This is a genomic window from Mesorhizobium sp. CNPSo 4688, from assembly GCF_057784295.1.
In genome coordinates this window covers 263,178-283,780 of the sequence record NZ_JBWLUY010000008.1, presented here as the reverse complement: position 1 = coordinate 283,780, position 20,603 = coordinate 263,178, and the positions used below count along the sequence as shown (strand labels likewise).

Genomic DNA, 20,603 nt, shown 5'->3' with positions numbered 1-20,603 from the left:
ATCACTTGGGTGCGCCGACAGCGCTGTCCACACCGTTCAAGCGGTGACTGCTTTGCGAACCTGATCGATCGCCGCATCCAGAAAAGCCTGCGCGAGGCCCGGGTCGTTGACGACCCGTGAGAGCAGCACCGCGCCGACCATTGTCGAGAGAATGGCCATGGCCTTGCCGCCGGCCCCGTCGCCGTCGGCCTCGCCAACCCAACTGCCGAGCATCTCAAGGTACTCCTTGATCCCGGCTTCGAATGACGCCTTCACGTCGGCACCCTGTCTGGCAGCATCCGAGCCGAGTGCAACGACCGGGCAGCCGTCCATCTTTTCTTCGCGATGCTCCATGCTGAGATAGAACGACATCACTGCGTCGAGCGGATTCTCAGGGTTTGCTGCTGTTGCGGCCGACCATCGGTGGGTGGCACTCTCCATCGCCCGCCTGGATGCCTGCGCAGCCAAGTCGTCCTTTGACTCGAATTGCTTGTAAAAGGCGCCTTGGGTCAGTCCGGCACCCTTCATCAGATCCTTAAGGCCGATGCCGTCAAAGCCTCGCTCCCGAAAAAGACGGCTTGCCACATTGATCACGGCTTGGCGGTTTTCCGCAGCTTGGGCCCGACTCACGCGCATCGTCATCTCCGTTTCTTAGATTGCGTTCATAATCTATACCTCATATAGAGTGTGAGCGCAATCTATTGAGACTCAAGCGATTAAGCCGACTGCTATGAGGTTTCGACGGAGGAACTGGACGACGACCACTTCAGGCTGCCAACAGGCCTGCATTCCGCGCAAGCCTGCCACAAGCTTGTTGCGGCATGGTCGCTCAGGAAACCCGGCAAAGAGGCGGACTTCTTGGCGATTTCTCCACCCAGTGACATCGTTCTCGATGTTGCCCGAGCCGTCGACCCGACGGATATCGAGGCTGCCCGTGCCGCGCTCACCAAGCGGGCCAACGGCGTTGGCGGTGCCTTCTCTGTTGACATGGCGGCTTCCGTCGATGCCGGCTCGATCCTGTCGCGCGCCCCGGCCGACAAGGCCGCAGCAGGTGCCGATCCCGCCAACAAGTTCAAGAAGTTCGAGGCGATGGTCCTGCAGACCTTCATCCAAAACATGCTGCCCAAGGACACCGAGGGCGTCTACGGCAAGGGGCTGGCGGGCGACATGTGGAAATCGCAGCTGGCAGAGCGCGTCGCCGACGTCATGGCCGAGCGCGGCGGCATCGGCATCGCCAAGTCGCTGCTGGCCGACCATTACAAGGACGGCAAGCGCACCGTGCCGATCGGCCCGGTGTCAACCGGGCCGCACAAGACCGAGATCGACCAGCAGACCCGGCTCTCCACCTCGCTGGTCGAGGAATTGCAACGCAAGGCCGCACGGTCGATGACCGGCGACGAGACGACCATCAAAACCGACATCAAGATCTAGACCAGGATTTTCAATGGCCGATTTTTCAAAATTCTCTTCCAACCTGCCGGCACGTACTTCCGAGGCGCCGATCCCGTTTGCACGGCCGGGCAACCTTGCCGCCATCATCGGCCGCATCGAGGAGGCGGTCGAGGAAGAGACGGCGGGTCTGAAGAACGACACAAGCTATGACCTCAAGGCCTCGAACGCCCGCAAGAGCCGCTACCTCTACGAGCTGACCCGCGCCATGAAGGGCGCCAACGAGATCGAATTCCTGGAAGAGCACCGCGACAGCCTGGCGCGGCTGCGCCAGAAACTCGCGAAGAACGAGGCCGCGATCCTCGCCCACCTCAACGCGGTCAACGAGGTCGCTACGCTGTTGAAGAACGCCATCCAGCACGCCGAAGCCGACGGCACCTACTCGGCCGGCGAATTCGGATGGGCGAGCTGATGATCTCGGCAACAGGCGGGAACAGCCGGTGATCAAATTCATCGCCGCCGCGATCTGGATTTGTGCAGCCACGCTGGGCGCCGTGTTCTATTCGTTCCAGGCGGCCGGCGAGCGCGGTGTCGGCGAGACGCCGAAGCCGATGCTGGGCGGTCTCGACTACGTCAAGACCGACATCATCTCGGTGCCGCTGATCCGCAATTCCAAGATCGACGGCTATTTCCTCACCAAGCTCGTCTACACGGTCGAGCCGGCCGAGATAAAGAAGATGTCGATCCCGGCCGAAGCGCTGATGACCGATCAGGTCTATTCCTATCTCTATTCCAACCCGCAGATCGACTTCACCAAGAAGGAAACCATCGATCTCGATGCCTTCCGCAAGGCCATACGCGACACCGTCAATGCCCGCGTCGGTGCCGACCTTGTGCACGAAGTGCTGATCGACCAGGTCAACTTCCTGACCAAGGACGAGATCCGCGACAACGCCATGCGTCGCCGCAAGGACCCGGCCACACCGACCGAACCGGCCGCGGCGGAATCGGCCCAGGGCGAGCCGGCCAAACCGGCCGCGGAGCACTGACCCCGCCGCAGGAGGGATGTTCCCTTCGCCTTTATCCCTTCCGACTGAAACGAGATGACGCACCGCGTTGACGTTTACGTCAACTCGAAGCTATATGCGCCAAGCGACCAGGATCGCGGCACGCGCGAGAGAGCGACTTCGGCAGAGGCCGGCACTGACGTGTGGCAAAACGCAACGAGACGAGGAGAACAGCATGGGCGTTCAGGAGATTGCCGAGAAGATCAAGTCGCGCGTGGCGAGCGCCGGGTTCGAACATTCGGTGAAGTTCGATACCGGCAGCGACGGCGTCATCGTCATCGACGGCGCAACCGTCTCGACCACCGACGCTCCGACCGACTGCACCGTCAAGCTGTCGCTCGACGATCTGGATTCGCTGATCGCCGGCGACCTCAACCCGACCATGGCGTTCATGTCCGGCAAGATAAAGGTCGAAGGTGACATGACGGTCGCCATGGCGCTCAGCCAGCTGCTCGGCTGATCCCTTCGCAAAAAACAAAACGCCGCCCGTCAGGCGGCGTTTTGTTTTGTCGAGCCCTGGCTCTTTACACCGTGCAAAGCCGAAGGCTTTGCGCCTCGGAAAGCCGAGGGCTTACGCCGCGAAGGTCAGCGGCAGCGCCTTCAGCTTGCGCCCGGCAGCCTTCAGCGTGCCATGCGCACCGTCGAGTGCGCCCTCGACCAGTTCCAGCGCCAGCAGGCGGTGCCGCTCGTACGGACCGGGCATCGCCAGCGCGCCGGTTTTATCGGCCGAAAAGCCGAAACGACCGTAATAGGGCGCATCGCCGACCAGCAGCACCGCGGCATGGCCGAGACGCGCGGCTTCCGCCAGCGCAAGGCGCATCAGCGCCGAGCCGATGCCGGCATTCTTCAGCGCCGGGTCGACGGCAAGCGGGCCGAGCAGGAGCGCTGCCGGACCACCCTCGCCCAGCCTCACATCCCACAACCGCACAGTGCCCATGACAGCGCCCGACGCATCGCGCGCGACAAAGGCCAGGCCTTCGGACGGCCTGCGGCCGCGCCGCAGTTTCTCCGACGATTTCTTGCGCCGCATTGGCCCCATAGCATCGTCCAGCAAGGCTTCGCGCGATGCAATGTCGGCCGCAGTTTCAGCGACGATGACAATGGCGCGGACACTCTCCCCCCTTGAGGGGGAGATGTCGCCGAAGGCGACAGAGGGGGTCGCCGCGCGAGAAGCGCCAACGCCCTTTAGCCCAAGCGAGGCCGAGGCAGCCGAGACGACCCCCTCTGGCCTGCCGGCCATCTCCCCCTCAAGGGGGGAGATCCCCACGGCACCGTCAATGTAATTTGCAACGTCCATTTCCGCGATCCTTCACGAGCGGAGCTTGTTCCACAGGCGAACCCAAGTGGGCGACAAACGCCCACCCGGGATGATCTTTCGAACCGTCAGATCACGTAGGATCGGAGAGGCTCGAAGCCGTTGAACGCGACCGCCGAATAGGTGGTCGTGTAGGCGCCGGTGCCTTCGATCAGCACCTCGTCGCCGATGGTCAGCGACAGCGGCAGCGGATACGGCGTCTTTTCGTACATCACGTCGGCCGAATCGCAGGTCGGGCCGGCGAGCACGCAAGGCGCCGTCTCCGAACCGTCATGGCGGGTGACGAGCGGGTAGCGGATCGCCTCGTCCATCGTCTCGGCCAGACCGCCGAACTTGCCGATGTCGAGGAACACCCAGCGCACATTGTCGTTGTCGGCCTTCTTGGAGATCAGCACGACTTCCGACTTGATGACGCCGGCATTGCCGACCATGCCGCGGCCCGGCTCGATGATGGTCTCCGGAATGGCGTTGCCGAAGTACTTGCGCAGTGCCGAGAAGATCGCCTGGCCATAGGCCTGGGCGGCCGGCACGTCACGCAGGTAGCGCGTCGGGAAACCGCCGCCCATATTGACCATCTTCAACACAATGCCTTCGTCGGCGAGCGTGGCGAACACCTTCTTGGCGTCGCCCAGCGCACGGTCCCAGGCCGTCAGGTCGGTCTGCTGCGAACCGACATGGAACGACACGCCATAGGCGTCGAGGCCGAGCGTCTTGGCATGGCGCAGCACGTCGACGGCCATCGCCGGCACGCAGCCGAACTTGCGCGACAGCGGCCATTCGGCGCCTTCGCCATCGGTCAGCACGCGACAAAACACGCGCGCGCCGGGAGCGACGCGAGCGATCTTGTCGACTTCCTCGACGCAATCGACCGCGAACAGCCGGATGCCGAGCTGGTAGGCGCGTGCAATGTCACGCTCCTTCTTGATGGTGTTGCCGAAGGAGATGCGGTCCGCCGGCGCACCGGCATCCATCGCCATCTCGACTTCGGCAACGGAAGCGGTGTCAAAGGACGAGCCCATCGCAGCAAGGAGGCGCAGGATTTCCGGCGCCGGGTTTGCTTTCACCGCATAGTAGATCTTGGAATCGGGCAGCGCCTTCTCGAAGGCGCGGAAATTGTCGCGCACGACATCGAGGTCGACGACGAGGCAGGGGCCGGACGGACGTCGGGTGGCGAGGAAGTCAAGGATGCGCTGGGTGGCCATCGGGGTCTCTCCATAAACGCCTTGCGGCGCGCAATAAGGCTGCGGGACGCGGGCTGTCGGCCTCGCGAACGCGCGGTGGACAAAGGCGGGACGTCAAATCATGGAACCAGCCGGTGGAGACCCCGGAACCATGAAACGCCGTCTCGCGGCGGTGAACCTTGGCCTTGCCCGGCCTCGGTTCGCTTTGTCTGCCTTGGCTTGGATGGGAGACCCGTCCGCACTGCCGGCAATGAAGGTGTGCCTCTTCAGTAACCCCGGTCTTTGGACGACCGGCAGAACACCAGAAAGGCCCGCACCGTCGTTGCTTCAAGGTGTCCTCGGGCTGGCGGTTGGCCGCTAGACCGACTGGAGGGGTTGGCTCCAGTTACCTTACCGATTTCCCTCACCATTCGAGGATCGGCGGACACCCACAGGCACGTGCGACTTTGGGCAAGCGCGATATAAGATCGAAAGATTTCACAATCAATAAAAATCGTATCCCAGGTTGTAAAATTTCTGGCATCGAACAATGCTGCGCCAACCGTATCCGGATATCGAACGATGACAGGCACGCACGGCCCGCTCAACGCCTTCCTCAATCTGCGTCGAATGCCGGTCGCCAATGCGGAACTGGGCCCCCTGGCCGGGCTGCGCCTGGCTGTGAAGGACATTTACGATGTCGCGGGCTACCGCACCGGCTGCGGCAATCTGGTGAAGTTTGCCGAAGCGCACGCAGCCTCCAGCACCGCACCGGCCGTGCAGATGATTCTCGATGCCGGCGCGCGCTTCATCGGCAAGACGCAGACCGACGAGCTCGCCTTCTCGCTGATGGGCCAGAACGCGCATTTTCCCTTTCCGGTGAACCCGGCGGCGCCCGATCGCGTCACCGGCGGATCGTCCTCCGGGTCGGCGGCGGCAGTGGCGGGCAAGCTTGCCGACATCGCCACTGGCTCCGACACCGGCGGCTCGATCCGCGCGCCGGCGAGCTTTTGCGGGCTGATCGGGCTGCGCACCACGCATGGCCGCATTTCGCTCGAAGGCACCATGAAGCTGGCGCCGAGCTTCGACACGTTCGGTTGGTTCGCCGACGACATCGAAACCTATGAGACGATCGGCAAATTGCTGCTCGGCCGCGACCCGCATCAGCATCCGCTCAACCGGCCGCTTTCGATCCGCTGGCTGGACGCCTTCGCCGCCGGTCCGGCCGAGGCAGCCGAATATGCCAGGATGAGAGCAATGGCGGCCACTGTGGTCGGTGAACCGGAGCAGGTGGAATACGTCTTCGCTTCCTTCCCCGACGAGCTCTACTGGTGCTTTCGCCGGCTGCAGGCATTCGAGGCCTGGAACCAGCACGGCGCCTGGATCGTGTCGGGCGAGCGCCGTCTCGGGCCGGGCGTCGAGGAGCGCTTTGGCTTTGGCCGGACGATCGACGCAAAGACGGCGCAGGCCGAGGCGGTGCGCCGCCTGACCTTCCGCTCCGAGCTTGCCGCCCTGCTCGGCCAGGACGGGTTTCTGGTCCTGCCCACCGTTCCGGGTCCCGCCCCTCTCGTCAAAAGCGAGCCGCAGCAGCTTCAGGCCTACCGCGAAAGGGCCTTGCATCTTCTGTGTCTTTCGGGTCTTTCCGGCTTTCCGCAAATCACCCTGCCGCTGGGCTCGGTCGACGGCGCCCCTTTCGGCCTCTCGCTTCTCGGCCCTCCCGGCAGCGACATTGCCCTGATACGGCTCGGCCGGCGGCTTCTCGATACGGCACGAAAGGCCTGATCCATGGACACACTGACCCGCATGCGCGCCTTCATCGACGTCGTCGAGGCCGAAGGCTTTTCCGCCGCTGCGCGCAAGATCGGCCGCTCCAAGGCGCTGCTGTCGAAATATGTGCGCGAACTCGAGGACGAACTCGGCGCGCTGCTGCTCAACCGCACCACGCGCCAGTTCTCGATGACCGAGGCCGGACACACCTATTACAGCCGCGCTTCGGAAATCGTGCGCGAGGTCGACAGCCTGGCCGACGCGGTACGCGAATCCTCCGGCGACGTGCGCGGCAGGATCAAGCTGTCGGCGGCACGCACCTTTGCCGATGCGCCGATCGGCCAGTCGCTGATCGACTTCGCCAAGCAGCATCCCGACATCGTGCTCGACATCCATCTCGACGACCGTTTCGTCGATCTGGTCGAAGAAGGTTTCGATCTTGCCGTGCGCATCTCGCGGCTGGAGAACTCGTCGCTGATCGCTCGGCGCCTGGGGCCATTCTCGGTCAGGCTGTGCGCATCGCCGGAACTGATCGCCAAGCACGGCAAGCCGACGCGCCCGCAGGATCTCGCCAACATGCCCTGCATCGTCGATACCAATGGCCGTTCGCTCGCCAACTGGCGCTTCAAGGGCGAGGGCGAAGAGTCGGTCAGCGTCAATGTGTCGGGGCCGATCGAGGTCAACAGTCCGATGGCCGCACGTGCTGGAGCCGTGTCGGGCCTGGGCTTCACCATCCTGCCCGATTTCATCGCCGCCCCTGACCTCGCCTCCGGCCGGCTGGTTTCTTTGCTCGACGACCGCATCCAGTCGGGCAGCGGCATTTTCGCTGTCTACCCCCACCGCCGCTATCTGCCGGCCAAGGTTCGCGTTTTTGTCGATTTCCTGGTGCAGTGGTTCAAGACGCGCGAAGGGGCCTGACCTGTCTTAGCTGTGTCGCGGTCCCAATTTCGCCCGCTTTCTGGTAACCTCTCGAAATCTCTCCGAGGCCGATGGAACAGCGACCGAGAATGCACTTGAAACAGCACGCAATCATGCTGGCTTCGGCCTTGGCGGCGCCTTTTGCCACCGTCGGAGCGGCTGCGGCGCATCCTCACGTCTTTGCCGAGGCCCGCCTCGACGTGATCCTCTCGCCGGATCACCAAAGTGTGAAAGCGCTGCGCCACCTCTGGCGCTTCGACGATTTGTTTTCGAGTACGGTGATGATGGAGTTCGACAAGAACTCCGACCTGAAGCTTGACGACAAGGAGCTGAAGGATGTCGCCGACACCGTCCATGCCTCGCTGGCCGAGTTCAACTATTTCCAGCTCGTCACCGTCAACGGCAAGGACGTGCCGATGACGCCGCCGCCGCATTTGATGGCCAATTTCGACAATGACCAGCTGATCATCCTGTTCGAATCCGAACCGAAAGAGCCGATCAAGCTCGCCGGCAAGATCGATTTCGGTGTCTACGATCCGACCTTCTACACGGCGATCGATTTCACCGAGGATTCGAACATCACCGTCGAAGGCCTGCCGTCGAACTGCACCAGCAAGGTCATCCGGCCCGATCCGGACGAGGCGATCAAGGAAAACCAGAAGACCTTGACGGAAGCCTTCTTCAACGACCCGACAGGCACCGACATGAGCAAGATCTTCGCCACCAAGCTCGAACTGAACTGCCCGCCAGAAGGATAGATCCGGTGATGAAACCGTCCCTGCGTTTGGCATTCGGCCTCGTGGCCGCTGCCCTGGTGATGACGCACTTTCTCGGGCAGGCCCACGCCCAGAGTTCGCTCGGCATCGGCGTCAATGACGGCATGGCGCCGACCACCGGACTGTTCGCCCACATCCTGATGTGGATCAATCTCAGGCAGCAGGAATTTTACCGCGCGCTGGCGACAGCGATGAAGGCGATGCGCGAGGACGGCAGCAAGATGTGGCTGCTGATCGGCCTGTCCTTCGCCTACGGCATTTTCCACGCCGCCGGCCCCGGGCACGGCAAGGCGGTGATCTCGTCCTACATGGTCGCCAATGAAGTGGCGCTCAAGCGCGGCATCCTGTTGTCCTTCGTCTCGGCGCTGCTGCAGGGCCTGACCGCGGTCGTGGTGATGCTGCTTGCCTATTTCGTCCTGCGCGGCACCGCCATCTCGATGACCGACGCGGCCTGGTTCATGGAAATCATGAGCTACATCTTCGTCACGCTGTTCGGCGCCTGGCTGTTGTGGCGCAAGCTCGGGCCAACGGTCCTGCGCTGGTTCGGCAAGGCGCCCGCCTACAGCCTGTCGGCGGCGCATGCCGGCCATTCCCATGGCCATTCTCACGCCGGCCACTCGCATGCCGCCCACAGCCATGCGGCGCATGGGCATGCGCTTCACGCCCATCACGATCATGCCGCGCACGATCACCCTCACGATCACAGCGCCCACGATCATGCCGGACACGATCATTCCCACCATGATCATTCCCATCACGACCACGCTCACCACGATCATGCGCATCACGACCATACTCATCATGATCATGCGGCGGGCGAGGTCTGCGATACGTGCGGCCATTCGCATGCGCCCGATCCGGCGCTGCTGTCGGGCGACCGCTTCGACTGGCGCACGGCGTGGTCGGCGGTGGCCGCTGTCGGCATCCGCCCCTGCTCCGGAGCGCTGATCGTGCTCAGCTTCGCGCTGCTCAACGGCCTCTGGCTCGGCGGCCTGCTGTCGGTGCTGGCGATGTCGCTCGGCACCGCCATCACCGTCTCGGCGCTGGCGACCATTGCCGTCACCGCCAAGAACTGGGCGGTCTATTTCGCCGGCGACGGCCGCATGGGCAACCGCATCCACACCTTCGTCGAGATCGGCGGCGCCGCCTTCGTCTTCCTGTTCGGACTATTGCTCCTGTCGGCGAGCCTGACCGGCAGCGTTTGACGCTAACGGGTCAGCCCTGACCCGCTATCTTGCCGCCCAATTCATCCTCGATATGGGCACGGATAATTTCATCAAAGCTCTTTTCGGCGCTGAAGCCGAGGTCTCTTGAACGCCGTGCCTCGAAGCGCGTCGGCCAGCCCTTGACGATCGCCCAGATCGTTTCGTCGGGCTCCTCACGGATCAGCTTCACCACCTCGGCGCCGGCAATGCGCTCCAGCGCCTCGATCTGCTCGCCGACGGTGACGGCAACGCCGGGCATGGTCAGATTGCGGCGCGGCCCGACGGCGGCACCATCGATCCCCGCGGCATGGATCAGGAAATTCACCGCCGAGCGCGGGCTGGCATGGGTGTGCAGCACCGAACGCGGCACCGGCAGGATCGCCTCCTGCCCGGCGAGCGGCTCGCGAATGATGCCCGAGAAGAAGCCCGAAGCCGCCTTGTTCGGCTTGCCGGGCCGCACGCAGATGGTCGGCAGCCGGATGCCGATGCCGTCGAAGAAGCCGCGCCTGGAATAGTCGGCCAGCAGCGCCTCGCTCATCTGCTTCTGGGTGCCATAGGAGGTCAGCGGCGTCGGGTGGAAGTCATCAGGGATGACATCCGGGAACGGCGCGCCGAACACCGCGATCGACGAGGTAAAGACGAGGCGTGGTGCAAAGCCTGCCAGCCGCACGGCGTCGAACAGCGCCCTGGTGCCATCGAGGTTGACGCGGTAGCCGAGATCGAAATTGGCTTCCGCCTCGCCCGACACGATACCGGCGAGATGGAACATCACGTCGGGGCGTGAAGCGACCAGGCTTTCGGCGGCACCGGCATCGGCAAGGTCACCGGTATGCGTGGCGATGCTCACACCCTCCATCGCCGGCGCCTGCGGCGGCACGATATCGTGCAGGTCGAGCGCCGTGATCTTGCGGCCGTTGAGCGTGCCGTCCTTGGCCAGCCGGGCGATAAGCTTGCGGCCGACCATGCCGGCCGCGCCAGTAATCAGGATACGCATGTCGAAAGCCTCTTATTTGCCTTTGTTCTGGCTGCGGCTGCGCAGCCAGAACACCAGAAAGAATGCCAGCACGAAGCCGATGCCGACGATGCCGGCAAGAACCGTCGAGACATTGCCGAGCGCCAGCATCACCGTCGGCAGGTAGAACGCCGCGATGCCGAACAGCAGCATGATCCAGGCTGCGGCAATCAGCGCGTTTCTGTTGTCGCGATCCATCATGCCGTCCTGCCGTCACGGGTGCTCGTCAACTTGGATGCCAAAGCCATGAAATTCCCTGTCAGTGATAATGGCCGTGATGCGCTGGCGCACCATGGCCGTGGTCATGATCGTGATCGTGCTCGTCATGGCTGTCGGCGCACTGGCCGAATTCCGGCTCGACGGTGGCGTGGCTGATGCCGTGCTCTGCGGCGAGCCGCTTCTTGATGGCGCTGACCGCCTGATGCGGGTCGACGCCATCGTTGAGGCAGGCATGCAGCGTCGCCATGTTGCTCGAGCCATCCAGCGACCAGACATGCATGTGGTGCACCTCGCGCACGCCCTTGACGGTGCCGGCAATGTCCTTGGCAATGAGGTCGCGGTCGAGGCTCGCCGGCACGCCTTCGAGCAGGACGTGGGCGGCTTCGCGCATCAGCGACCAGGCGGTGGACAGGATCAGCACCGAGACCAGCACCGACAGGATCGGATCGATCGGCGTCCAGCCGGTCGCCAGGATAACCAGCGCCGCCACGATCGCCGCCGCCGAGCCGAGCAGGTCGCCCAGCACATGCAGGATGGCGCCGCGCATGTTGAGGCTGTCGCGATCGCCGCCATGCAGCACGAAGAAGGAAGCGATGTTGACCAGAAGGCCGGCGATCGCCACCACCAGCATCGGCCCGCCCAGCACTGGCGCCGGCGTCATCAGGCGGCCCCAGGCCTCGTAGATGATCCACAACGCGATGGCGAAGATGGCGATGCCGTTGGTGTAGGCGACCAGCGTCTTGACCCGGCCGAAGCCGTAGGTGAGACGCACGGTCGCTGGTCGTCCTGCGAGATGGAAGGCATACCAGGCAAGGCCGAGCGCGATGGAGTCGGCGAGCATATGACCGGCATCGGCCAGCAGCGCCAGCGATCCCGTCAGCAGGCCGCCCAGCACTTCGGCGACCATGAAGCCGGCGGTCAGGCAAGCCGCGATCAGCACACGCTTCTTGTCGGTCGAGCCATGCACATGACCGGCGCCGTGGCTGTGTCCAGCATGCGAACCGTGATCATGGCTGTGCGCCATCGCCTAAACTCCTGCTACGCGCCGAACTCGGCGCGGAAATCCTCGAGCCGCCGCTTCTGCCGGCCTTCGCCATCGAAATTGGCCGGATCGAGCCAGGCCTCATAGGCTTTGCGAAGCGCCGGCCATTCCTTGTCGACAATCGAGTACCACGCGGTATCGCGGTTTTCGCCCTTGACCACAAGATGCTGGCGGAAAATGCCCTCGAACTTGAAGCCGAACCGTTCCGCCGCGCGCTTCGACGGCTCGTTGCGGTTGTTGCATTTCCACTCGTAGCGGCGATAGCCGAGCTCGTCGAAAATGTATTTCATGAACAGGAACTGCGCTTCGGTCGCCGCCGGCTTGCGCGAAATCAGCGGCCCCCAATAGATGTTGCCGATCTCGATGACCCCATAGGCGGGATCGATGCGCATCAATGTCTGGCGTCCGGCGACCTTGCCGCTGGCCTTGTCGATGACGGTGAAGAACAGCGGATCTTCGCTCTTCTCGACCTTGTCCAGCCAAGGCTGGAAATCGGCGCGGGTTTGCGGCGGATAATCGGGCAGCCAGGCAAAGCGGCCGTCGATGTCGGGCACGGATGACGCTTCGTAGAGGCCGTCGCCATGCTTTTCGGCGCTGAGCGGCTCAAGCCGGACGTAGCTTCCTTCGATAGGCTTGCGCTCGGGTCGCGGACGCGCTTGCCAGTCTTTGAGATTTTCAGACACGTAAAACTCCAATCCGTTTGACTTTTGTGAGCAGACGCTCACAAAAACGCGACCCAACAGTAAGAACCACACGGACAGGAAAAATGCTCCACACGATTTCGGCCTTCGACCGCCTCGGCGAGGAAAACGCCTTTGCCGTGCTCGCGAGGGCGACGGCGCTGGCGCAACAAGGCCGCGACATCGTCAATCTCGGCATTGGCCAGCCCGACTTCAAAACGCCGCAGCACATTGTCGAAGCAGCGATCAAGGCGCTGCGCGACGGCCACCACGGCTATACCCCGGCCAACGGCCTGTTGGCGACGCGCGAGGCGGTGGTGCGGCGCACACTGACCACCACCGGCGTCGAGGTCTCGGCCGAGAATGTGATGATCCTGCCCGGCGGCAAGCCGACCATGTTCGCGGCCATCCTGATGTTCGGCGAACCCGGCGCCGAAATCCTCTATCCCGATCCCGGCTTCCCGATCTACCGCTCGATGATCGAATTCACCGGCGCTGCACCCATTCCCGTGCCGATCCGCGAGGAGAACGGCTTTGCCTTCTCGGCTGAGGAGACGCTGGCGCTGATCACCTCGAAGACCAGGCTCCTGATCCTCAACTCGCCAGCCAACCCGACCGGCGGCGTCACCCCGCGCGCCGAGATCGAGAAGTTGGTCAAGGGACTGGAGAAGCACCCGCAGGTCGCCATCCTCTCCGACGAGATCTACGACGTCATGACCTATGACGGCGAGGCGCATTTCTCGCTGCTCAATTTCCCGGAAATTCGCGACCGGCTGATCGTGCTCAACGGCTGGTCGAAGACCTGGGCGATGACAGGCTGGCGCATGGGCTGGTCGATCTGGCCGAACGGTGACAAGGGCGCCCATCTCTACGACAAGGTGCGCAAGCTGGCGGTCAATTGCTGGTCCTGCGTCAACGCGCCCAGCCAGTTCGCCGGCATCGCGGCCATCGACGGCCCGCAGGACGATGTCGACAAGATGATGCGCGCCTTCGACAACCGCAGGAAGATCGTGGTCGAGGGGCTGAACGCTTTGCCCGGCGTCTCCTGCATCACGCCCAAGGGCGCCTTCTACGCCTTCCCCAATGTCTCGAACACCGGCTGGAAGGCGAAGAAGCTCGCCTCGGCACTGCTCGAGGATGCCGGCGTCGCGCTGATCGGCGGCCCCGATTTCGGCATTCTCGGCGAAGGCTATATCAGGCTCTCCTACGCCAATTCCGAAGAAAACATCTTGCGCGCGCTGGAGCGGATCGAGGCGTTTCTGAAGAAGTGACCCCCTCATCCGGCCGCTTCGCGGCCACCTTCTCCCCGCTGGGGAGAAGAGACGGGCACAATCGCCAGCGCCCTCCTCTCCCCTCGGGGAGAGGTCGGATTGCCCCGAATTGCCCTTCGCAATTCGGTTGGCAATCCGGGTGAGGGGGCGTGCTACCCCCTGCCCACAAACGGCATCTTCGTCGCCATCACCGTCATGAACAGCACATTGGCGTCGAGCGGCAGGCTGGCCATGTGGACGACAGCGTCGGCGACGCGCTGGACGTCCATCACCGCTTCGGCGGCGATCGAGCCGTTGGCCTGCGGCACGCCGACGGTCATCGCTTGCGCCATGTCGGTCAGCGCGTTGCCGATGTCGATCTGGCCGCAGGCGATGTCATAGGGCCGGCCATCGAGCGCCAGGGTCTTGGTCAGGCCCGTTATGGCGTGCTTGGTCGCGGTGTAAGGGACAGAACCTGGCCGTGGCGCATAGGCCGAGACCGAGCCGTTGTTGATGATGCGGCCACCCATCGGTTTTTGTCTGCGCATGGCGCCGAAGGCGGCGCGGGCGCACAGGAACGATCCGGTGAGATTGACGCCGACAATGTCGTTCCAGACTTCGACCGGGATCTCGTCGATCGGTGTCGACTTGTAGCTCATGCCGGCATTGTTGAAGAGCAGGTCGACGCGCCCGAAAGCAGCCGCCACCGTCTCGAACAGATCGTCCACCTGATTGGCCTTGCTGATGTCGCAGGCGACCGCCAGCGCCTTGGCGTCCGTCTTGCCGGCTTCAGCGATCGCGGCGTCGAGCACCTGTTTGCGGCGACCACAGAACACGGTGTTCCAGCCCGCCTTGAGCAGCGCCGTGGCGACGCTCTTGCCGATGCCGGTGCCGGCGCCGGTGACGATGGCGGTTTTCTCTGTGAGGGCCGTCATGATTTTGCTCCTGCGCGCCGCGCATCCCCGGCACAAATCGGGATGCATCCGAATGCACCGAGGCATCGCAAATGATGGGGATCATGGCAAGCCGAACAACCTGTGATCGGCCGAACAAAAAGGGCGGTCATTGGCGACCGCCCTGATCTGAACCGGGCTTGGGAGGAGGAAAAGCCGATCCGACTGCTAGAATCATGCGCTTCCTCGGTAAACGAGACGTTAATGCATTTTCCAGACTCGGTCGTACTGCCTACCAGCGCGGGTTCGGCGCGGTCCCGGCCGGGGCCGGCACCTTGGCCGCCGACACCGTTGCCTCGACATGGTCGACCAGCGCGTCCGGCAGGCCGAGCCGGCCGGCGAGGAGGTCGAGATAGCCGCGTTCGGCGCGCGTATCGGGATCGATGGTCAGCCGCGACGCCGTGTACAGCTCGAGCCTCTGCTCATCGGTCTTGGCGCCGGCGACCAGCGTGTCGAGGTCGAGCGGGCTGTCCAGCTCGGCCAACAGGAATTTTTCGGCATCGGAACCGACGCCGGCGAGCTTGAGTTTGCCGGCGATCTTTTCGCGTTCCTCGTCGTCGATATGACCATCGGCCTTGGCCGCCGAGATCATCGCCCGCACCAGGGTCAGCGTGAACTCGTCCTCGCCTTGCGGCGCCTGCGAAGGATGGAAGCCCGTGTCGGCGGGCGGCGGCAGCAATTCCGGCTGGCCGGCGGCCGGCGCCTGCTCGGGGGCATTGCCGGCCTTGTAGTTCTGGTACGCCTTGTAAGCGAGACCGCCGATCGCAGCCAGTCCGCCGAGCTTTATGGCGGTGCCCGTCACCTGGCGTCCTGTGCCGGTCCCAAGCAGCACCGCGGCCAGCGCACCGGCGGCCAGTGGATTGTCCTTGGCCATCTGCACGGCCTGTCCTGCCTTGTCGCGGACGGTGCCGGTGGTGCCGGGGACTTGCGAGCCGAGCAGGTCGTCGAGAAGCTTCTTGGGGTCGAACATAGTGCCTCCAGAAAAAGGCCCGCACCAAACACGGACGGGCGGGTTTTGGACGTTGCAGACGTAGGTCCCGCTTGTTGACATTACAATGACGGACAGGCGCTTTGCCAGCAATGCGGCCTTGCGGAAAATCGGATTGCGATGTGTCGAAATGGACAGGGGGTTGCGTTAGTGTCCCCGCCTTCTGACGAGGGAGGAACTGTCGTGATGGAAGGATCAGAGCGTGAGCCGGCGCGCGACCCGCAGGATCTCGAGCGCCTGCTGATCGACCGGCAATGGGTGGGAGATATTGACGGTATGGTGGCGCTGTTCGAGCCGGGCGCCGTGATCGAAAGCGGCGAGGTGGAATTGACGCGCGGTCGAGAAGCCATCCGTACTCTGTTCGAAGCCTTTGCCGCGAGTGGGCAAAAATTCCAGCGCGGCGAGCAGCGCCCGGCGGCCATCAACGGCGACCTGGCGCTGACCTCGACCCGGCTTCCCGATGGCACGGTGACTTCGGAGGTCGCACGCCGACAGAGCGACGGCACATGGCTGTGGGTGATCGACCGCTATTCCGTCGCGTGGTGATACAGCCAGGCCGTTGCCCCGACGCTAGCTGCCGATATGCTCCCTGCCTTGCGCTTGCGCCAGTTCGACCTGGCGCTGGCGCTCGGCGTAGCGGGCGCGGTCTTCGTCGGAGCGGGCCTCGTAGCAGTGTGGGCAGGAGACGCCGGTAGCGTAGTGAGGCGACAGTCGGTCCTCCGGCGTCAGCGGATGCCGGCAGGCGCGGCAGAGTTCTGCATCGCCCTCGGCGAGACCATGCGAGACAGAGACTCGCTCGTCGAAGACAAAACACTCGCCTTGCCACAGGCTGTCTTCGGCCGGCACCTCTTCGAGATATCTCAGGATGCCGCCCTTGAGATGGAACACGTCTTCGAAGCCGAGCGACTTCACATAGGCCGTCGCCTTTTCGCAGCGTATGCCGCCGGTACAGAACATCGCAACCTTGCGGCCGTCGAGTTGGTCGCGATGTTTTTCGACCCAGGCCGGGAATTCGCGAAAGCTCGACGTGCGCGGATCGATGGCGCCCTCGAAGGTGCCGATCGAGACCTCGTAAGTGTTGCGGGTGTCGATGACGATGGTGTCGGCATCCGAGATCAGTGCGTTCCAGTCGGCCGGCGCGACATAGGTGCCGGCGCTCGTCGCCGGATCGATATCCTCGACGCCCATGGTGACGATCTCGCGCTTAAGCCGTACCTTCATGCGATGGAACGGCATCTCGGCGGCATTGCTGTATTTGACCTCAAGATCGGCGAGGCCTTCGGTGGACTCGAGATAAGCGATCAGGTCGGCAATATCGGCCTCCGAGCCGGCGACCGTGCCGTTGATGCCTTCCTGCGCCAGGAGCAGCGTGCCCTTGATGCCACGGCCGCAGCAGAAGGCGGCAAGGGGCGTCCGCAGAACGCGCAGCGCCTCGAAGTCGCCCAGACGGGCAAATTTATAAAGTGCGACGACGCGCACAGGTTCATGGTTGGTCATCGCCAAGCCACTAAACCGTGGTCAAAGCGGATTCAAGGCAGAGCTAAGGAAGCCTTGTCGGCATTCGCCCACAGGCGCGGCGGCCGACAGATGTGACATCGCGGCAGGCCGGGTTTCGTGGACTCGGAATCTGCCTTCTGCTAATCGGTTGAAATCATCCCCAGGAGAGACAAGCCAATGCCCAGCAAGACCGAAAAGCTCCTGTCGCTGCTCAACGGCCAGCCGGTCATCCCGGTGTTGAAGATCGCCAATGTCGCAGACGCCGTACCGCTCGCCCGGGCGCTTGCCGCCGGCGGCCTGCCGGCAATCGAGATCACGCTGAGAACCGCCGATGCGCTGGAAGCGATCCGCCGCGCCGCCGGTGAGGTCGAGGGCGCCATCGTCGGCTCCGGCACCATTCTCGATGCCAAGCAGTTCGACGAGGCAGCAGCAGCCGGCTCGAAATTCATCGTCAGCCCCGGCATCACGCGCGAACTGCTCGCGGCAGCCAAGGACAGCGACGTTCCCCTGCTGCCTGGCGCCATCACGCCCGGCGAGATCATGGCCGCCCGCGAGGCCGGCCTGCGCTTCCTGAAATTCTTCCCGGCCGAACAGTCCGGTGGCATCGCCTCGCTGAAGGCTTTCGCCTCGCCACTGGCCGATGTGAAGTTCTGCCCGACCGGCGGCATCTCGGCCAAGAATGCCGCCGACTATCTCAGCCTGCCCAATGTCATCTGCGTCGGTGGTTCCTGGGTGGCGCCGGACGAGCTGGTCAAGGCTGGCAAGTGGGATGAGATCGAGGCGCTCGCCCGAGAGGCAAGCAAGCTCAAGAAGTAAACGCCAGTCACGAAAACCCGGCCGGCTTGCGCCGACCGGGTTTGCTGCATTGATATCCCCAGGTTGGAACGAACCCAGCGTAACCCGCAAAAAGGTCGTCGTTCCGGCCTCACGAGAAGTTCAGCCGCGCGTGATCGGCCGGGCTGACCTGGCATAACTGCCTGTGATCTGGATCGAGAGAGTTGGTTCCCGCTCATGGGCTCGAACCACGATTCACGCCTTCAAAGGGCGCTGTCCTACCATTAGACGAAGCGGGAATGCAGCTTGCTGGTTAGCATTCCGCAACGCTGGAAGCCAGTGCTGGATATATTCGCCAAAAGCAAAAACCGCGCGGGTTGCCCAGCGCGGCTTTTGATATTTGTCCAAGCGCGACCGCTACTTCGTCTGGAAGCGGGCGACCGAGAGGAATTTTACGGCATTGCCGGTGAAGCGGTTGGCATCGGCCATCTGGTTGTCCGCCTGGAAACCTGCGGTGTAGACCTCGCTCGGCGGCGTATGCACGATGTTGTAGGCATAGCGCGGCGCAGTCGTCGGGCTGGAAACGGTGGCAATGGTGTCGCCACTGCTCAGTGCCCAGCGCGCCGCCTGCGGTTCGGCCGCCACCACCACGGCCTTCGGCCCGGGCTTCAGGTCGCGGGCCGAGGCCCTGGCTTCCTTGCGCGTCGTTTTCACACCGGCGCCGATCACGGAGGCCGGATCGGTACCGGCTGGACGGGCGGCAATCGCGCCGCGAGGCGTTGCGGCATCGACGCCTGACGGATCGTTGAACGCCGAGCGCGGCTCGAGCGAGGCAACCTGATAGTCGTCGGTGATGCTAGTGGTATCGGCGGCACTGGCCTGTTCGAGAACGGCCTTGACCTCATCCGGACGCTGCGACGGCAGCACCGAGAAGACATCCGTTGCGGTCTGCTTGTGCGCGGCCGTATCGGCCAGCGCCAGCAGAACGCCCTTATCCTGCGGCGAAAGCTCAGCCGGCGGCGAGGAGCGGTCGGGACGCCAGGTCGGCAACGGGACGTTCACGGCAACCTGCGCCGGAGCGGCAGCCCCTTGGTCGGCACTGCTCACATCGGCCATGCCGAACGGCACATTGGTAGGCGCCTGCGCTGTCGCCACTGTCTGTTCGGTGGTGGCGTCGGCCATGCCGAACGGTACCGTCTCAGGCTGCTGCGCCCCGACATCGGCCTTGGGCCGCGGCGCGAAATCGGGCAGCGGCACTTCCTTGGCCGGGAGTGCGGCGATGATTGTCTCCGGCGTGTCCTGCTGCGGCTCGGAATCGTCCGCGCTGTCGTCGGCAAGCTGCGGAACATTGGCGCGCTTGGCATTCTGCGGCGACACGATCGCGATGCCGGGCAGGTTGCTGTTGTCGTTGCTCCTGGCAGCCAGGACCGGCTTCACGCTTCTCGCCGCCGGCGCATCGCTTCTCGGCGACGGCGCGGCGGTCGCGACATCGGCGCTGTCGTCGGCTTCGTCTTCGCCGCCACCGCCAAAGAAAGCGGACAGGAAGCCACCGGATTTCTTGGTGCTGCCGCCAGCGCTGGCCATCATGATGGCCGGAGAACCGGCGCCCTTGCGCGCCTTGTAGGCGGCGAGTGCCTGGTCATAGCCCGGCAGCGGCTTGCCGTCGCTCGGCACATGCAGCGTCTTGCCATTGGGGAACAGGCTGACCAGTTCCTGGCGGCTGATGCCGGGCCAATGGCGCACATTGCCGACGTCCATATGAACGAAGGGCGAGCCGGACGACGGATAATAGCCGACGCCGCCGCCCTGCATCTTGAGGCCGATGTTGCGCAGCTTCTTCAGCGGTACGCCCGGAATGTAGAAGTCCATCGCCTTGCCCAGCATGTGCTGGCTTTCCTTGGCGACGCCTCGGCTGCGGCTGCGCAGCATCGAGTTGGTCGCCGGCGAGCGATAGCCGCAGACGACCTGGATGTAGTCGGTGGCGCCGGCCTGCCGGTAGGCTTCCCACACCAGGTCGAGCAGGCGCGGGTCCATCTTGGTCGGTTCGTTGCGACGCCAGTCGCGCAGAATGATGTTGATCTTCCTGAGGCCTTCCGGATCGTAGCGGCCATTGCGCTTGTAGACGATCTCGGCCTTTTCATGCGTGTGGAGGTGATAGAGTTTCAGCGAGCGCGTTTCGGCGCTTGCGCCGGCAGCAGTTGCGGCAAGGAAACCAAACGCAACAATCACCGCTGCCAGCCATCTCGGCCAGACGCCAATGTGATAGTGCCGCCCGTTGCTGTGTCGTTCGACTTTGTTCAAATCAAAAGGCCTTGCAGGCTGCCGTTTGTCCCCGGATTTGCCCAAACGGATGCGTGGTTCTCACATCCGAATATCGATCCTAATGGTTAATCATCGCTTATTGAAGCCGAAATGCGGTAACACCGTGGCGATATCCCGTCAAAAATAATACACAGGATTTCTTGGTAAACTGCTGGTTTAGATCAAGATTCAGCCTTTTCCGCTACACGATCTGTTACTGTTAGCCTTAATGCGTGAACAACGCCGTTCCGCATCGCCATATTCCCGCCCCAACCCCTCATGCAGCGCTAGATATCGCCTCGCAAGCTGGT

General features: G+C 63.6%; 22 protein-coding genes and 1 tRNA gene. 11 read left to right on the top strand and 12 right to left on the bottom strand.

What is annotated here, in order from left to right:
• Window positions 1-36: 36 nt before the first annotated feature.
• Window positions 37-615: a TetR/AcrR family transcriptional regulator gene (locus tag AC04SH_RS17415; RefSeq protein WP_488576042.1), complete on the bottom strand. Its 579-nt coding sequence runs from the start codon at window positions 613-615 to the stop codon at window positions 37-39.
• A 222-nt stretch (window positions 616-837) separates the two neighbouring features.
• Between AC04SH_RS17415 and AC04SH_RS17410 the strand changes: the two genes are divergently transcribed.
• The 4 genes from AC04SH_RS17410 to AC04SH_RS17395 all read left to right on the top strand — a co-directional run bounded on the left by AC04SH_RS17410 (window position 838) and on the right by AC04SH_RS17395 (window position 2,895).
• Window positions 838-1,410, top strand: a complete 573-nt coding sequence (locus AC04SH_RS17410; protein WP_488575951.1) for a rod-binding protein — start codon at window positions 838-840, stop codon at window positions 1,408-1,410.
• Between the two features lie 13 nt (window positions 1,411-1,423).
• Window positions 1,424-1,840 (top strand): hypothetical protein, encoded by a 417-nt coding sequence (locus tag AC04SH_RS17405; RefSeq protein ID WP_488575950.1) that lies wholly within the window; start codon window positions 1,424-1,426, stop codon window positions 1,838-1,840.
• Window positions 1,841-1,868: 28 nt separating this feature from the next.
• Entirely contained in the window at window positions 1,869-2,417 is a 549-nt protein-coding gene (locus AC04SH_RS17400; RefSeq protein ID WP_192254485.1) for a hypothetical protein, read from the top strand.
• 193 nt (window positions 2,418-2,610) lie between these two features.
• On the top strand, window positions 2,611-2,895 hold the full coding sequence (locus AC04SH_RS17395; protein ID WP_434221183.1) for an SCP2 sterol-binding domain-containing protein: 285 nt from the start codon (window positions 2,611-2,613) through the stop codon (window positions 2,893-2,895).
• Window positions 2,896-3,006: 111 nt separating this feature from the next.
• On the opposite strand, the gene AC04SH_RS17390 is transcribed toward AC04SH_RS17395, so the two are convergent.
• Both AC04SH_RS17390 and odc2 read right to left on the bottom strand, forming a co-directional pair.
• Window positions 3,007-3,675 carry a GNAT family N-acetyltransferase gene (locus AC04SH_RS17390; protein WP_488575949.1) on the bottom strand — a complete coding sequence of 223 codons (669 nt, stop codon included), beginning with the start codon at window positions 3,673-3,675 and terminating at the stop codon, window positions 3,007-3,009.
• A gap of 143 nt (window positions 3,676-3,818) precedes the next feature.
• Window positions 3,819-4,952 (bottom strand): ornithine/lysine decarboxylase, encoded by a 1,134-nt coding sequence (gene odc2, locus AC04SH_RS17385; protein WP_488575948.1) that lies wholly within the window; start codon window positions 4,950-4,952, stop codon window positions 3,819-3,821.
• A 540-nt stretch (window positions 4,953-5,492) separates the two neighbouring features.
• Between odc2 and AC04SH_RS17380 the strand changes: the two genes are divergently transcribed.
• The 4 genes from AC04SH_RS17380 (at window position 5,493) to AC04SH_RS17365 (ending at window position 9,576) form a co-directional block, all read left to right on the top strand.
• Window positions 5,493-6,692, top strand: coding sequence for an amidase (locus AC04SH_RS17380; RefSeq protein WP_488575947.1), 1,200 nt, complete (start codon window positions 5,493-5,495; stop codon window positions 6,690-6,692).
• 3 nt (window positions 6,693-6,695) lie between these two features.
• Window positions 6,696-7,595 (top strand): LysR family transcriptional regulator, encoded by a 900-nt coding sequence (locus AC04SH_RS17375; RefSeq protein ID WP_488575946.1) that lies wholly within the window; start codon window positions 6,696-6,698, stop codon window positions 7,593-7,595.
• Window positions 7,596-7,684: 89 nt separating this feature from the next.
• The gene (locus AC04SH_RS17370; protein ID WP_488575945.1) at window positions 7,685-8,353 is read left to right on the top strand and encodes a DUF1007 family protein; all 669 of its coding nucleotides are present in this window, start codon (window positions 7,685-7,687) and stop codon (window positions 8,351-8,353) included.
• A gap of 8 nt (window positions 8,354-8,361) precedes the next feature.
• Complete coding sequence (locus AC04SH_RS17365) at window positions 8,362-9,576, top strand: nickel/cobalt transporter (protein ID WP_477233401.1); 1,215 nt, start codon at window positions 8,362-8,364, stop codon at window positions 9,574-9,576.
• A 10-nt stretch (window positions 9,577-9,586) separates the two neighbouring features.
• Here AC04SH_RS17365 and denD read toward each other — a convergent pair whose 3' ends face one another.
• From denD to AC04SH_RS17345, 4 genes are read right to left on the bottom strand one after another with little or no spacing between them, the layout of a single operon-like run.
• Window positions 9,587-10,570, bottom strand: coding sequence for a D-erythronate dehydrogenase (gene denD, locus AC04SH_RS17360; RefSeq protein ID WP_488575944.1), 984 nt, complete (start codon window positions 10,568-10,570; stop codon window positions 9,587-9,589).
• Window positions 10,571-10,582: 12 nt separating this feature from the next.
• Entirely contained in the window at window positions 10,583-10,789 is a 207-nt protein-coding gene (locus AC04SH_RS17355; RefSeq protein WP_352586290.1) for a hypothetical protein, read from the bottom strand.
• A gap of 58 nt (window positions 10,790-10,847) precedes the next feature.
• On the bottom strand, window positions 10,848-11,831 hold the full coding sequence (locus tag AC04SH_RS17350; protein ID WP_488575943.1) for a cation diffusion facilitator family transporter: 984 nt from the start codon (window positions 11,829-11,831) through the stop codon (window positions 10,848-10,850).
• 14 nt (window positions 11,832-11,845) lie between these two features.
• Window positions 11,846-12,532: a GNAT family N-acetyltransferase gene (locus AC04SH_RS17345; protein WP_488575942.1), complete on the bottom strand. Its 687-nt coding sequence runs from the start codon at window positions 12,530-12,532 to the stop codon at window positions 11,846-11,848.
• An 83-nt stretch (window positions 12,533-12,615) separates the two neighbouring features.
• On the opposite strand from AC04SH_RS17345, the gene AC04SH_RS17340 reads away from it, so the two are divergent.
• On the top strand, window positions 12,616-13,800 hold the full coding sequence (locus AC04SH_RS17340; RefSeq protein WP_488575941.1) for a pyridoxal phosphate-dependent aminotransferase: 1,185 nt from the start codon (window positions 12,616-12,618) through the stop codon (window positions 13,798-13,800).
• Between the two features lie 152 nt (window positions 13,801-13,952).
• Here the strand turns inward: AC04SH_RS17340 and AC04SH_RS17335 are convergent, their stop codons facing one another.
• Both AC04SH_RS17335 and AC04SH_RS17330 read right to left on the bottom strand, forming a co-directional pair.
• Complete coding sequence (locus tag AC04SH_RS17335; RefSeq protein ID WP_488575940.1) at window positions 13,953-14,714, bottom strand: SDR family oxidoreductase; 762 nt, start codon at window positions 14,712-14,714, stop codon at window positions 13,953-13,955.
• A 250-nt stretch (window positions 14,715-14,964) separates the two neighbouring features.
• Window positions 14,965-15,702 (bottom strand): tellurite resistance TerB family protein, encoded by a 738-nt coding sequence (locus tag AC04SH_RS17330; protein WP_352586285.1) that lies wholly within the window; start codon window positions 15,700-15,702, stop codon window positions 14,965-14,967.
• 204 nt (window positions 15,703-15,906) lie between these two features.
• Between AC04SH_RS17330 and AC04SH_RS17325 the strand changes: the two genes are divergently transcribed.
• A complete protein-coding gene (locus AC04SH_RS17325) occupies window positions 15,907-16,266 on the top strand; it encodes a YybH family protein (RefSeq protein WP_488576041.1) in 360 nt (119 codons plus the stop codon).
• Window positions 16,267-16,290: 24 nt separating this feature from the next.
• Here AC04SH_RS17325 and trhO read toward each other — a convergent pair whose 3' ends face one another.
• A complete protein-coding gene (gene trhO, locus AC04SH_RS17320; protein WP_488575939.1) occupies window positions 16,291-17,217 on the bottom strand; it encodes an oxygen-dependent tRNA uridine(34) hydroxylase TrhO in 927 nt (308 codons plus the stop codon).
• Between the two features lie 177 nt (window positions 17,218-17,394).
• On the opposite strand from trhO, the gene AC04SH_RS17315 reads away from it, so the two are divergent.
• On the top strand, window positions 17,395-18,033 hold the full coding sequence (locus AC04SH_RS17315) for a 2-dehydro-3-deoxy-phosphogluconate aldolase (RefSeq protein ID WP_488575938.1): 639 nt from the start codon (window positions 17,395-17,397) through the stop codon (window positions 18,031-18,033).
• Between the two features lie 183 nt (window positions 18,034-18,216).
• On the opposite strand, the gene AC04SH_RS17310 is transcribed toward AC04SH_RS17315, so the two are convergent.
• Window positions 18,217-18,290: transfer RNA gene (locus AC04SH_RS17310), tRNA-Gln, on the bottom strand.
• A 118-nt stretch (window positions 18,291-18,408) separates the two neighbouring features.
• The gene (gene mepK, locus AC04SH_RS17305) at window positions 18,409-20,250 is read right to left on the bottom strand and encodes a peptidoglycan L,D-endopeptidase MepK (RefSeq protein ID WP_488576040.1); all 1,842 of its coding nucleotides are present in this window, start codon (window positions 20,248-20,250) and stop codon (window positions 18,409-18,411) included.
• Window positions 20,251-20,603 lie beyond the last annotated feature (353 nt).